Source organism: Flavobacterium covae (assembly GCF_001534645.1).
Taxonomy (GTDB): Bacteria; Bacteroidota; Bacteroidia; order Flavobacteriales; family Flavobacteriaceae; genus Flavobacterium; species Flavobacterium covae.
The window spans coordinates 2,988,505-3,003,097 of sequence record NZ_CP013992.1; the positions used below are offsets into that span (position 1 = coordinate 2,988,505).

The following is a 14,593-nucleotide window of genomic DNA, read 5'->3' on the forward strand; positions in this document are numbered from 1 at the left end:
AAAGTCTTTAAAGCCTATCTTCTACAAATTACCGTCTCCCCTTAACTTTCGGTAATTGTGTTGTGACTCTACAAAATAAATACTATCGGGATGATTTAGAATAATTTTTTCATAGAGTTCTTTTGCTTTATCTGGTTTTTGAAGGTGTTTTCTAAGAATTTCGGCACTAAAAAACAAGGCTTCATCTATGTAAATTTCCTCTGAATGATTGTCAATAATCTGTTGATAGCTATTTAGTGCTTCTGAATATTCTTGTTTACTTTCATACAATTCTCCCATTTTTAGTAAAACGTCATCTTCAATACTTTGTCCTTTATGTTCTATCAAAAGTTTCTTAAATGCTTCTAACGCTTCTATTTGTTTGTTCTGATATGCTAAATAATCGGCTCTTGAAAATTTCTTTAAGGCTACTTGTGTTGAGTCTTCTACTGTATTATCGGATATAAGCAAAAACAACTTCATGGCATCATTTGCAATAAGTTGAGAAGTAGATGATTTTAGTACTTCAAATTGCTTTTTAGCCCATTGAAAATCACCTTTGTAATAACTTGCTTTTGCCATTTTTAGGTTTGCATCATGCGCTATTTCATGATTTTCTAATTCCGCTTCTACTTGTGCGTAATAAATAATGGCTTGATTAAATTTTTGATCTAGAAGTAATATGTCAGCTAACTCTAATTTAACATCTGCTAAGCCATATTGACTCAAAGGTAATTGTAGTGCTTTAAACAATAAAGTTTTAGCATTTTCAAATTCTTTTAAATAAAAGGCTTCAAAATGTGCTTTTAAAATTTGAATTTTAATCGTATTGGATCCCGTTCCATAGTCAGACAAAAGTTTATTAAGCCTTTCTAATATGAATGGATATTCTTCTTTTTTAGCGCGATCAATATCTATTTTTAATAAACTATAATTAACTTGTAATTGCACATCTGGGTGGGTAGCATATTCTAATACAAAATTTAAAATTTCACGTTCCGTATCAGTTTCTTTTTCTTGTGAAGCTAATCGTGCTAAGTTAAACAGGTTGTTGAAATTTTCGGGATTACGGCGATAAATGGCTTTTTCTTGTATAAAAGCTTTATTATATTCTTTTTGATTAATAAAAAACCAACTTATAAATTCATTCCAAAATAGATCTTGATTTTTTTGTGTTCTTAACAATAATGATTTTCGTAATGTGTTTGCGAAGGTTTTGCTATGATCCTCTGTTAGAAAACGATTAAGTTGATTTTGGACTAATACTAGATTATTAGGGAATTTATGAGCATAATCTACTAATGATTCAATCATAAAGTCAATATTGCCCAATTGTCCTTGTAACAAAGCTATCTGATAATCAAAATTAGCTTCTGGATTTATTTTTTGCGCCAATGTATAAGCTTCTATGGCTTGCGCGAGTAGTATTTTTTGCTCAAATTCTCGTGCAACACTATACACATTATTAAGATTTTCATTTATTTTATTAATTGCTATCTTATAATTTTTATCTGCTAAATCCTGTTGTTTTTGCAGTTGATAATTATACCCTAATTCTACATATAAATTAGGATATTTCGTTTTTTTAAGTTTTTCTTGTATCAACACATCTGCTTTTTCAAATTGTTTTAATTGTTGATAACATGTGACTACTTTTTGAAAAAAAGGATAATTATGTGGTTGTCTTTTCAATAGTTCTTCATAGATGACTATAGCTTTATCAAACTCACCTCGATCAAAATAATTTTGAGCTAAATATTCGTTAGGATTATTATTTTGAGGCATTGTTACTTGCGGATTTCCTCCAGAAGGAGGGCTTACCGTATATATTTGACCCACGACTAATAAAGGCCAAAATAATAATATTTGAATTATCTTCTTCATTTCATCTAAAAAAACAATGTACTAAAGTTACAATAATTTTGCTACTTTAGTACATTATAAATATTTCTTATATAGTTTAGTCTATAATATCAAAACCTGTATATTTTCTTAATACTTCGGGAATTACAATTCCTTCTGGTGTTTGATAATTTTCTAAAATTCCGGCTAATACACGAGGTAAGGCTAATGAGCTACCGTTTAGAGTATGGGCTAATTGTGTTTTACCATCTTTTCCTTTAAAGCGTAATTTCAAACGGTTTGACTGGAAGGTTTCAAAGTTAGATACAGAAGATATTTCTAACCAGCGTTCTTGTGCTGTTGAAAATACTTCAAAATCATAGGTTAATGCTGAAGCAAAACTCATATCACCTCCACATAAGCGCAAAATACGGTATGGTAATTTCAACTCATTTAAAATTCCTTTTACGTGTTCTACCATTCCGTCTAAAGCTTGATAAGAATTATCTGGGTGTTCAATACGAACAATCTCTACTTTATCAAATTGGTGTAAACGGTTTAATCCTCGCACATGTGCTCCATACGAACCTGCTTCGCGGCGGAAACAAGGAGTATAACCTGTTAGCATTACGGGCATTTCTGTTTCTTGTAGGATGACATCACGGTATAAATTCGTTACGGGAACTTCTGCGGTTGGAATTAAATATAAATCGTCAATTCCTACGTGGTACATTTGTCCTTCTTTATCAGGTAATTGTCCTGTTCCATAACCCGATGCTTCATTAATTAAATGAGGTACTTGTACTTCATTATATCCTGCTTCTGTATTTTTGTCAATAAAGTAATTAATTAAAGCACGTTGTAATTTGGCTCCTTTTCCTTTGTAAACGGGAAAACCAGCACCTGTAATTTTAGTCCCTAATTCAAAATCAATAATATCATATTTCTTAGCTAATTCCCAATGAGGAAGCGCTCCTTCATATAAAGCTGGAATTTCGCCTTCTTGAAAAATATTTAAATTATCATCTGCTGTTTTTCCTTCTGGAACAATTTGAGCAGGAATATTAGGTAACTGATACAATTGTTGCGTTAAATCCTCTATAATAACATTTAATACTTCTGTCAGTTCTTTACTTTGATCTCGTAATTGAGTTGTTTTCTCCTTAATGATTTCTGCCTTGGCTTTTTCGCCTGCTTTCATCATAGCTCCAATCTCTTTGGACAGTTTATTAGATTCCGCCAATACATTATCTAACTCTACTTGAGTAGCACGACGCTTTTCGTCAAGAGCTACCACATTTTCTATCATGGCTGTGGCATCTATATTTTTTTTTGCCAAAGCATTGATTACCATTTCTTGGTTTTCTCTAATAACTGCTATTTGTAACATATTATAATTTTTAACAATCGCAAATTTAAAAATTCTATTACACCTATCCCTATCTAAATCATTTATTTTTCAATACAAATCGTTTAGTTTTTAAATCCATATAATAGTTATTAAAAAAATCTAAAAATTAACCTAATAATTTCTTAATTTTACAAAACTAAGCCTCTCATCTTGTTTTATTTAAATTACTTGGCATATTTTTTGACCATCGAAACTAATGTAGCTTTTTATTTTTAAAAAAACAATCAACAATCAAATATTTATTTTAGGTTTATGAAATCATTCTATACTTTTATATTACTATTAGTTTATTTTACAGGATATCCACAAAAAACAAATAAACAACTTTTTGTTATTCAAGAGTGTTACTATCAGTCTTGGATAGCTGGTATAAAAGGAGGTGGTTCGGGTACGGATTTGCATATTCTTTTTGAAGAAGAATTACCAAAAGATATAGTGTTGAGTAAAATTTATTTTAAAAATAAAGTAGCCAATCCTAATAAAGTAACTTCAAAAGAATATTTCTTTAGTTTTAAGGATAATATTAATTGGCTGGCAAATGAAGAAAATCATCAAGATGAACAAAATATTATTTCTAATACAGAAAAAGCGCCTTTGAATATTACATTTAGACAAGCTGTTTTGGAGTATTTTTACAAAGGAAAAAAATCTTTTTTAAAAATCAAGAAAGTAAAAGAAAAAGAAATGTTAGTTTATCCTTCTATAAGAACAAATGAAAATGATAAAAATTAATACTTTTGTAGGTTTAAAATAACATAATTATTTTGGGTATTTATAAAAGTTTATTTAAGCAGACACTAATCTATGGTTTAGCTACGGTCTTACCTCGTATGATTAGTTTTTTATTGAATCCTCTGTATGTAAAAAAATTACCAAAAGCTGAATTTGCTGATGTATCTATTATTTTTGCTTATCTAATCTTTTTTAACGTGGTTCTATCTTATGGAATGGAAACTGCTTTTTTTAGGTTTTATAGTCAGGAAGAAAACAAAAAAAATGTTTTCAAAACCTCATTGGCATCTCTTTTTTGGTCTTCTATTGCCTTTTTGGCTTTTTCATTAATTTTTAGAGAAAGTATAGCTCACTTTATTAATATTAAAAAGGAATATATTACTTATACCATTTGGATATTGGTCTTAGATGCTTTGGTTGTTATTCCCTTTTCAAAATTACGTGCCGAAAAAAAATCAATGCAGTATGCCGTGATTAAAATTTTGAATGTTGTTATTAACTTTGGCTTAAATATTTTTTTCTTACTAATACTTCCTCTTATTTCAAAAGAAAACCCTATTAGTACACTTTATTTTGATCATTTTCAAGTCGGATATATTTTTATTTCAAATGTTCTAGCTAGTTTATTTACTTTAGTAATGCTGTCTAAACATTATATTAAAAGGGAAGGTGTTTTTGATAAAAAGCTATGGATTAAAATGATTCAATATGGCTTACCTATACTTTTTTCAGGAATTGGCTTTGCTATTAATGAGCACTTTGATAAAATTTTATTAGAAAAATTACATGTTTCCAAAGCGGATATTGGGGCATATTCTGCTTGTTATAAATTAGGTATGTTTATGGTTTTATTTCGCACGGCTTACTCCTTGGGTATAGAACCTTTCTTTTTTAATCATGCTAAAAATGAAAACGCTCCTCAAACTTACGCCACTATAACAAAATATTTTGTCATTTCGGGTTCTTTCATTTTGCTTTTTGTAATTGTTTTTATTGATCTTCTCAAACAACCGTTAGTTCCTAATGAAACATACTGGGAAGCAATAAAAGTAGTTCCCTTGATTGTATTAGCTAATTTCTTTTTAGGAATTTACACAAATCTATCTGTATGGTATAAACTAACTGACAAAACATATATAGGCACTATAATATCTCTTATAGGTGCTATCCTGACATTAATTTTTAATTATTGGCTAATTCCGGTCATGAGTTATTATGGTTCTGCCCTTGCAACTATTATAGCTTACGGAAGTATGATGTTTATATCCTATTATTTAGGTCAAAAAAAATATCCTATTCCTTATGAAACAACTAAAATCGTAAGCTATATAGGAATGTCTATTACATTATCTATTTTATCTTTTTATGTTCCCATTCTACGCAATAATTATATTTTTGGAATATTTGCCCTAATAGCATTTGGTTATTATATTTATCAAAATGAAAAAAATATTTTTTTGAAAATAATAAAAAGGAAATAGTTAAAATAGAGGAGATCTGAAAAGTCAAAACTCAACATCTAGTCTATCATTTCAACGACAGAATAAATCACATTATTAGTGTTATGTAATTTCTTACTTTACTCTAAATAAAAAGATTAAGACCTTTTTGGAAATCTCATAATTGTTAAAATCGTATATTCACAACATGGAAATAAAAATTGTAAATAAATCAAAACATACGCTACCTCATTATGAAACTGATTTATCAGCAGGTATGGATTTAAGAGCTAATTTAGAAGAATCTATTACAATCCCTCCTCTGGGAAGAGTATTAGTTAAAACAGGATTATTCATAGAATTACCACAAGGCTATGAAGCACAAATAAGACCCAGAAGTGGTTTAGCCCTAAAAAAAGGAATTACTGTTTTAAACTCTCCAGGTACCATAGATGCTGATTATCGGGGTGAGATAGGTATCATTTTAGTTAATTTGTCAAATGATTTCTTTGAAATTGAAGACGGTGAACGTATCGCACAATTAGTCATTGCTAAACACGAACGCATATTTTGGCAACCTGTAGAAATTCTTTCTGATACAAATAGAGGCAAAGGAGGTTTTGGAAGTACGGGACTAAAATAATTTCATTAAATTCAAAATAATAAAACTTTAAAAATTGAGTATTAAATAAATAAATTTTAAAAACTACTTTCCCTGTAGCAAGTTCTTATTTACAAGAACAAGGGACTAATCTTATGAAAATCATTGTACCTATGGCTGGTCGTGGCTCACGTCTTCGCCCGCATACACTAACTATTCCTAAACCATTAATTCCTATTGCTGGCAAACCTATCGTACACCGTTTAGTAGAGGATATTGCTAAAGTAATTAATCAAGATATTGAAGAAATTGCTTTTATCATTCATGAAAGTTTTGGTCAAAAAGTAGAAGAAGAATTAGTGGCTATAGCACAAAATTTAGGAGCTAAAGGAACAATTTACTATCAAAATGAAGCATTAGGTACAGGACACGCTATCATGTGTGCCAAAGAATCCCTTTCAGGTCCCACCGTTATTGCGTATGCTGATACCCTTTTTAAAGCTGATTTTACATTAGATACGGCTGCTGATAGTGTAATTTGGGTAAAGCAAGTAGAAAATCCTGAAGCCTTTGGCGTAATTAATCTAAATGAATCAAATGAAATTATTGAACTAGTAGAAAAGCCTTCTACTTTTGTTTCTGATTTAGCTGTTATTGGTATTTATTATTTTAAAGATATAGCAATCTTAAAAAATGAATTACAAGCTGTTTTAGACAACAACATCATTCACGGTGGTGAATACCAAATAAATGATGGAATCAAACAAATGATGGACAAAGGAATGAAATTTGTTCCTGGAAAAGTAGATGAGTGGATGGATTGTGGAAATAAAAATGTAACAGTTGAAACAAATAGTAGAATGCTGAATTTTTTACATGCAGAAGGTGAAAATATGGTAGCTGATTCTGCTCGTATTGAAAATTCTACAATCATTCCTCCTTGTTTTATAGGAGAAGACGTAGTTTTAATAAACTCAACTGTAGGGCCTAATGTATCTCTAGGAAAGTCTACACATTTAACAAATGTTACCATTAAAAACAGTTTGGTTCAAACGCATACACATTTACGTAATGCTGATTTGGACAATGCTATGATTGGTAATCACGCTACTTTTGACGGAAACTTCAAAAGTATAAGTATAGGAGATTATTCTACATTAGAATAAATAAAGAATAAAACTGTCCGAATGTTTTTTTAAAATTTTCGGACAGACCTTTTTAAACTGGATATTTTACTGTTATAACAACATTAACACCCCCTTTTTTGTAACAAATAATCTAGAATGATTAAAAGAACAACACTATATGTTAATCACTGTACGTAAAATTTAAAAATATGAATAAAACAATATACAAACTGGTCTGTTTTATATTCATAACCAGTACACATCCTTTTTTAGCCCAAACAGATCCTGAAAACATCGTATCAGATAATGATAGTTTTCAAGAAGCCTACTATGAATCTTTAAAACAAAAAGGAATTGAAAATTATGACAAAGCACTTATTGAATTGGAAAAATGCTTACAACTCCAACCTAATAACGCAGTTGTTTATCATGAATTAGGCAAGAATTATTATTTTAAAAAAGATTATATTTCGGCTGAAGAAGCCTATATAAAAGCGACAGAATTAGACTCAAAAAACAAATGGAACTGGATTGATTTATATGATGTCTACTATACCACCAAGAATTATAATCAAGGAATTTCAGTTCTTCAAAAAATCATTGTTTTAGACAAAAAATACAAAGAAGATTTATTGGCACTGTTTATGTACACTCGTCAGTTTGATAAAGCTCTAATACTAATCAACGAATTAGACGAATCCGAAGGTAAAACAGAAAGAAGAAATCAATACAGAGCAGAAATCAATAGGCAAACGAATATCAACGCTGGAAGTAAATCTGATTTAGAAAAAGCAATTGAAACTAATCCCTTAAATGAAGAAAATTATCTTTCTCTAATTACTAAATATTCTGAAACCAATCAGGAAGAAAAAGCCAGAGAAGTAATTGAAAAACTAAAACAAAACATACCTACTTCAGAATGGGCTGCTGTGTTCCTCTTTAAATATCATATTACTGACACAAAAGGAACAGAAGCTTTTAGCACACTTGAAACCGTTTTGAAAAGCAGAAAAATGGATAAAAAAATTAAAATTAAAATGTTTAATGAATTTTTAATTTTTGTATCTAAAAATCCTGTTTTTGAAAATCAACTATCAAAAGCTATGTCCTATTTTGAAGGAGATCCAGAATTTAATGTAAATAAAGAAGTTGGAAAATTCTACTTTAAAAAAAAGCAATGGGATTTAGCTATTAAAAATTTTCAAAAATCTATTATTTTTCAAAAAAACGATCTAGAAACAGCCTTATGCACTCTTATTTGCTATGAAGAAAAAAAAGATTATCAAATAATGTTAAAACTTACTACAGATTATTTAGATCTATTCCCTAATCAACCTGAATTTTATTACTTTGCAGGAAAAGCAAATTTTGAACTAAAAAATTATAAAAAAGCTAACGAAATTTTAGAAGTTGGTTTCGATTATATAATTGAAAACCCTACATTAGAAATTAATTTTCTAGATTTAATAAGCAACGTTTCAACTGCTTTGGGCAATACCAAAAAAGCAGAAGAATACCAAAAGAAAGCATTGATTATTAAAAATACAACAAAATGATCAAAAAGATTATAAGTATAATAAGCGTAGCACTCGTGTCCGTTTCATGTAAAACCAAACAAAATCTTGTTATACATCAAGAAAATAAGACACCAATTATTGCAGAAACGGCAAAAAATGTTATAACAAATCACGAAGCCATAAAAAGAGATTTTAAAACAGCGTATATAAAATCGGATATACAGTATAAAGATGAAAACCAATCCTCTAGTATACTAGCAGACATTCGTATCAAAAAAGATCAAATGATCCTTGTAACCGCTAAGATATTAGGTTATCCCGTAGCCAAAGTACTATTAACACCCTCCTCTGTAAAATATTATCAAAAAATTGGAGGAAAGTTTTTTGATGGGGATTATAAAATATTAAGTAACTGGTTAGGCACTGAATTAAATTTTCAAAAAGTTCAAAACCTACTTTTAGGAAAAACTATCGACGACCTTTCTTTAGGCAAATATACCATGATAAAAGAAGAAAACAGTATAAAATTATTGGAAACAACACCCCATAATCTTATAAAATCTTACTCCTTTGATCCCAACTCTTTTTGGTTAAACAGTCAAGAAATAAAACAAATTGATCGAGATCAAAAAATGACGGTTAATTATACTAATTATAATTCAGCCTCAGAAGCTATTTTACCAATGGAACTTGTTATTTTTGCAACTCAAGGTAATAGAACCACAGAAATTACAATACAAAATGAATCTGTTACGTACAATGAAGAACTGACATTTCCGTATAGTGTACCCGAAGGTTATAAAGCCATAAAAATTAATTAAAAAGAATTAATAAATTATGTTAAAACATATCTTATCTTTTGTTTTTATTCTTAACACCATCATGGTCTGGTCTCAAGAAGAAGATAGACAACGCAAATTAGAAGAACAAAAAGCTAGAATTCAAGAAGAAATCCGTCAAAAAGAACGCCTATTGGGTGAGCAAAAAAGAAAAGAAAAAGATGTAACTAAAATTGTAGCCCAACAAAAGGAAAAAATAGACTTACAACTTAAACTGATTCGTACTACAGAAAAACAAAAAAAAGTATTAGGAAACAGTATGTATATCAACCAATTAAAAGTAAATCAATTAAAAAAGGATTTACAAATCCTAAAAGAAGATTATGCTGAAATGATTGAAAAATCATATAAAAGTCGTTCAGAACAAAGTAGAGCGATGTTCATTTTATCTGCTGATAATTTTTTACAAGCCTATAAAAGAGGAGAATATATGAAACAATATTCTAGCTTCCGAAAAATGCAGGGCGAAGAAATAAAAAGTAAAACAAAAGACCTAGAAAACTATAACACTAAATTAGGTACGCAAAAAAAACAAAAAGAAAAATTAATTGCTATAAGCGAAAAAGAAAAAAAAGATCTAGAACAAGAACGTCTAGAACAAGAACGCCTATTAAATAGCATTAAAAAAGATAAAAAGAAAATCATTGCCGAAATTCATAAAAAGCAAAAAGAATCTCGCGCCATTGAACGTCAGATAGATCGCTTAATTCGTGAAGCAATTGCCGCAGCTAACAAAAAAGCAGGAAATACAACTAATACAACCACTTTTGTATTAACACCTGAAGCTAAAGAATTAGCTAATGATTTTCGATCAAATCGTGGTCGATTACCATGGCCTGTAGAAAAAGGAGCTTTAACTAAACGCTTTGGTCGTCAGCCCCACCCCTTAGAACCTTCTATCATGATTGAAAGTAGCGGAATTGAAATTTCTTCCGAAAGAGGTGCTCAAGCTCGTGCCGTTTTTGGAGGCGAAGTAAGTGACGTACAAATGGCTGCTAACGGAACTGCAACTGTAGTTATCAGACACGGTGACTATATCACTTCTTATTCTAATCTTAGTGGAGTAAATGTCAGTAAAGGACAAAAAGTAAGCACCAAACAAACTTTAGGAAGCATTCATTTCAATAGTTTTACAAATAAAGCGGTCTTAAAATTTTATATTTATCAAAATACAACAAAACTAAATCCTCAATCTTGGATTAAAGGATTATAAGAACTATTAAAATCATATTAAATAAAAAGGTTACAATAGAAAAGTTTGTAACTTTACAAAAGAATAACTTTAACATATAAAGAATATGTATCCAGAAGAAATGGTAAAGCCAATGCGCGAAGAATTAACTAGCAAAGGTTTTCAAAATTTATATACAGCAGACGATGTAAAAAATGCAATTACAGCTACCGGTACTACCCTTGTTGTAGTAAATTCAGTTTGTGGTTGTGCGGCTCGTAATGCTCGTCCAGGTGCTATAATGAGTTTGTCAGGTGAAAAAAAACCGAACCAATTAATTACTGTTTTTGCAGGTGTTGATAAAGAAGCTGTAGATGCTGCTCGTGAACAAATGTTTCCTTTCCCTCCTTCTTCACCAGCTATGGCATTATTTAAAGATGGCGAGTTAGTACACATGTTAGAACGTCATCATATAGAAGGACGTCCAGCAGAAATTATTGCTGAAAATTTAAAGGACGCTTATAGCGAATTTTGCTAAAAGCTATAAGACCTTGTTTTTAATAAATGTCATCTAGATCTTTTTTTCTAGATGACATTTGTTATTTTTGACCTAATAAAACTAAAAACATGTTAAAACTTATTTCTTATCCGTTATCTATTCTATTTGGAATACTGTTTTTTCTTTGCTTACTTATCTTTCATCCTATACAATGGTTCTGTTTCTATTTTTTCGGATATAATACCCACCGAATCAGTGTAGCAATTTTAAATGCTTTTTTAGTTAGAACCACTCATGTATTAGGAACTACCTATAAAATAAAAGGCCTTGAAAATATCCCCAAAAACAAACCCCTGATTATTGTAGCTAACCATCAAAGCCTATATGATATCCCTCCTTTTATCTGGTTTTTACGCAAATGCCATCCTAAATTCATTAGCAAAAAAGAATTAGGAAAAAAAATACCAAGTGTTTCCTTTAATTTACGTCATGGAGGTTCCGCTTTAATCGATCGGAAAGATCCAAAACAGGCCTTACCAGAAATAAAACGAGTAGCTGAATATATTAATCAAAATAATTATTCTGTAGTCATATTTCCAGAAGGTACAAGAAGCAAAACGGGAGTACCCAAACCTTTTTCTATAAATGGCTTAAAAATGCTTTATAAATTTGCGCCCGATGCCTATTTTTTGCCCGTAACAATAAATAACTCATGGAAAATGACACGTTATGGTCAATTCCCTTTAGGATTAGGCAGTAATATTGAACATATAATTCACCCTCCTCTAAAAATATCTGATTATAGTTTTGATGAAATATTCAAAAAAACTGAAACTATAATCAAAGAACATATAAAATAATTATACTAATCTTATGGAAAAATTAAATAATATTCGCTTGGAAGTCATGCAGTATCTAGAAAAGAGTTTGGATTCTTTTGTAGAAAATTACCTACTTCCTGTGGAAAAAATCTGGCAACCAAGTGATTTATTACCAAACTCTGAAGCAGAAAACTTCATAGAAGAAGTCACAGAGCTTAGAGAAATAGCAAAAGATTTACCTTATGATTTTTGGGTAGTTCTAGTAGGCGACACAATTACAGAAGAAGCCTTACCAACCTATGAATCATGGTTGTTAGATATTGAAGGTATTCAACAAAAAGGATCTATAGGCGATAACAGCTGGGCTAAATGGATTCGTCAATGGACTGGCGAAGAAAATCGTCATGGTGATTTACTTAATAAATATTTATATCTATCAGGACGTGTAAATATGCGCGAAGTAGAAATAACCACTCAACATCTAATAAACGATGGATTTGATCCTGGTACTGATCGTGATCCTTATAAAAATTTTGTGTTTACAAGTTTTCAGGAATTAGCTACTTATATTTCACACATGAGAGTATCTAAATTAGCCAAACAATTTGGCGATAAAAAATTAGCTAAACTATGTAATTTAATTGCAGGCGATGAAATGCGCCACCACTTGGCTTATAGTGAATTTGTTAACCGAATTTTTCAAATAGATCCTAGTCAAATGATGTTAGCTTTTCAATATATGATGAAACAAAAAATTACAATGCCTGCCAACCTTATTCGAGAATCGGGAGAAGCTATAGGAACTGCATTTGAAAAATTTTCTGAATCTGCTCAACGAATAGGTGTTTATACTGCTACAGATTATATTGATATTATGGAAAAATTAATTCAAAAGTGGGAAATAGACAAAATCACTCATCTTACAGATGAGGCAGAAAAAGCGCGTGATTATCTAATGAAACTACCTGCAAGAATGACTCGATTAGCAGAAAGAATAGTTACTCCTACTGAGGAAAAAATATTTAAATGGGTACAACCTGCTTTAATAGTGTAAAAAATAGAAATCAAGATAAATTCAAAGTGGCTGTCTCAAAAATAAAAACAAAAGTTTATTTCATACTAAAATATAAGGAAAAAAGGTAATTAATATATCTAATTTACTTCCTATATTTCTAAAAAAACGTGACAATTAAACTTATTTTAAGACAGCCCTTTTTAAAGATATAACCTATGGAAATTATACAAAAAACAATTGAATTTGTAAAAAAGCAATTAGAAGAGGCTGAAGGCGGACATGATTGGTTTCATATAGAACGAGTATATAAAAATGCCCAACAAATAGCTAAAGAAGAAGAATGTAACGAAACGGTAGTTTACCTAGCAGCTTTATTGCATGATATAGCCGATAGTAAATTTTATAATGGTGATGAAACTATTGGTCCTAAAACAGCATCTGATTTTCTTACATCACAAAATGTTGATCAAAACATTATTGATCATGTAGTGAAAATTATAGAAAATATTTCGTTTAAAGGAGGTAATTTCACATCTAATTTTTACTCTAAAGAACTCGCTATTGTCCAAGATGCGGATCGCTTAGATGCCATTGGTGCTATAGGAATTGCTAGAGCCTTTAATTATGGTGGATTTAAAAATAGAAAACTCTATGATCCTTCTATTACACCTAATTTAACAATGAGTAAGGAAGAATATAAAAATACCACATCGCCTACCATTAATCATTTTTATGAGAAATTATTGCGTTTAAAAGAAAAAATGAACACGTCAACTGGAAAACAAATTGCCTTGCAACGCCACCTGTTTATGGAGCAATTTTTAGAACAGTTTTATAATGAGTGGGAAGGAATGAAATAATGAGCACGAGGTCCTTAAAATTATCTTTCTATTAACCTCTAAGAAAAATCTTATTATTTCGTTTTTTTCATTGAAACGCAAAGAGGTTTTACCCAAATTACGCATTAGAAAAAAGTAGGAATTTAGCTTATGAAGCTTGAGTCATCCTTTACTAATAAAGGGAGATTACGCCTTGAGGCAGAATGTTTTTTCAAGCAAATATTAGATAAACCCAGATCACGCATTAAAAAAACTATTTTTTATAACTCATTGAAATAAAATGTTTTAATTTTTATCAATTCTAGTTTTTAAAAAATTAAAATATTAGGGAATCAATAAAGTTTTTTTAAATTCTCTAATGCGTAATTTGGGATAAAATCAACTTTTTATTGCTTTTGTAGGATAGTATCTAAATCAACATGTGGTTTATAACTCCAACGTAAGGAGGAGTCTCATAATCAAGATTATGTAATTTCTCCCTTTGGTCAAAATGAAAGATTGCGAACTTTTTGAACAGTCTTAAGGTTAAAAAAATATTATTTTAAAGGCTTTTGTTGTGAGATGTATTACGTTATTGATTCTTTTCCAGTAGCTGTATGTAATAATATGGAGAATTGTAAATTGTAAAATTCTCAAAGAAGAAAAATGATTAGGTTATATAGCTAGATTCCAGAACTACTAACGACACCAAGTTTTGGCGGTAGACTTCCCGACTTGGGATATTACCCTTAATTAGTATCTCTATTTCTCCTATGATAAAT

General features: G+C 30.0%; 13 protein-coding genes and 1 pseudogene. 12 read left to right on the top strand and 2 right to left on the bottom strand.

From position 1 onward, the window contains the following. Window positions 1–21: 21 nt before the first annotated feature. Together AWN65_RS13095 and serS are read right to left on the bottom strand one after the other, a co-directional pair. Window positions 22–1,863 (bottom strand): tetratricopeptide repeat protein, encoded by a 1,842-nt coding sequence (locus AWN65_RS13095; RefSeq protein ID WP_081078450.1) that lies wholly within the window; start codon window positions 1,861–1,863, stop codon window positions 22–24. A gap of 76 nt (window positions 1,864–1,939) precedes the next feature. Continuing rightward, entirely contained in the window at window positions 1,940–3,211 is a 1,272-nt protein-coding gene (gene serS, locus AWN65_RS13100) for a serine--tRNA ligase (RefSeq protein ID WP_060383556.1), read from the bottom strand. 273 nt (window positions 3,212–3,484) lie between these two features. On the opposite strand from serS, the gene AWN65_RS13105 reads away from it, so the two are divergent. The 12 genes and pseudogenes from AWN65_RS13105 to AWN65_RS15470 form a co-directional block, all read left to right on the top strand. After that, window positions 3,485–3,964 (top strand): hypothetical protein, encoded by a 480-nt coding sequence (locus AWN65_RS13105; RefSeq protein WP_060383557.1) that lies wholly within the window; start codon window positions 3,485–3,487, stop codon window positions 3,962–3,964. Between the two features lie 32 nt (window positions 3,965–3,996). Then, window positions 3,997–5,445, top strand: coding sequence for a lipopolysaccharide biosynthesis protein (locus AWN65_RS13110; RefSeq protein WP_060383558.1), 1,449 nt, complete (start codon window positions 3,997–3,999; stop codon window positions 5,443–5,445). A gap of 166 nt (window positions 5,446–5,611) precedes the next feature. After that, window positions 5,612–6,046, top strand: coding sequence for a dUTP diphosphatase (gene dut / locus AWN65_RS13115; RefSeq protein WP_060383559.1), 435 nt, complete (start codon window positions 5,612–5,614; stop codon window positions 6,044–6,046). A 113-nt stretch (window positions 6,047–6,159) separates the two neighbouring features. Next, window positions 6,160–7,170 carry a sugar phosphate nucleotidyltransferase gene (locus AWN65_RS13120; protein ID WP_060383560.1) on the top strand — a complete coding sequence of 337 codons (1,011 nt, stop codon included), beginning with the start codon at window positions 6,160–6,162 and terminating at the stop codon, window positions 7,168–7,170. Window positions 7,171–7,340: 170 nt separating this feature from the next. After that, the gene (locus AWN65_RS13125; protein WP_060383561.1) at window positions 7,341–8,687 is read left to right on the top strand and encodes a tetratricopeptide repeat protein; all 1,347 of its coding nucleotides are present in this window, start codon (window positions 7,341–7,343) and stop codon (window positions 8,685–8,687) included. Next, on the top strand, window positions 8,684–9,469 hold the full coding sequence (locus AWN65_RS13130; protein ID WP_060383562.1) for a DUF4292 domain-containing protein: 786 nt from the start codon (window positions 8,684–8,686) through the stop codon (window positions 9,467–9,469). Before AWN65_RS13125 ends, AWN65_RS13130 begins: the two co-directional genes overlap by 4 nt. 16 nt (window positions 9,470–9,485) lie before the next feature. After that, window positions 9,486–10,700 (top strand): murein hydrolase activator EnvC family protein, encoded by a 1,215-nt coding sequence (locus tag AWN65_RS13135; RefSeq protein ID WP_060383563.1) that lies wholly within the window; start codon window positions 9,486–9,488, stop codon window positions 10,698–10,700. Between the two features lie 85 nt (window positions 10,701–10,785). Further along, window positions 10,786–11,196 carry a BrxA/BrxB family bacilliredoxin gene (locus AWN65_RS13140; protein WP_014165977.1) on the top strand — a complete coding sequence of 137 codons (411 nt, stop codon included), beginning with the start codon at window positions 10,786–10,788 and terminating at the stop codon, window positions 11,194–11,196. Window positions 11,197–11,285: 89 nt separating this feature from the next. Next, a complete protein-coding gene (locus AWN65_RS13145; RefSeq protein WP_060383564.1) occupies window positions 11,286–12,017 on the top strand; it encodes a lysophospholipid acyltransferase family protein in 732 nt (243 codons plus the stop codon). 13 nt (window positions 12,018–12,030) lie between these two features. Then, on the top strand, window positions 12,031–13,032 hold the full coding sequence (locus tag AWN65_RS13150; RefSeq protein WP_060383565.1) for an acyl-ACP desaturase: 1,002 nt from the start codon (window positions 12,031–12,033) through the stop codon (window positions 13,030–13,032). A gap of 176 nt (window positions 13,033–13,208) precedes the next feature. Next, a complete protein-coding gene (locus AWN65_RS13155) occupies window positions 13,209–13,853 on the top strand; it encodes an HD domain-containing protein (RefSeq protein ID WP_060383566.1) in 645 nt (214 codons plus the stop codon). A gap of 516 nt (window positions 13,854–14,369) precedes the next feature. After that, window positions 14,370–14,478: pseudogene (locus AWN65_RS15470) on the top strand (IS982 family transposase); the annotation flags it as partial. Window positions 14,479–14,593: the final 115 nt, after the last annotated feature.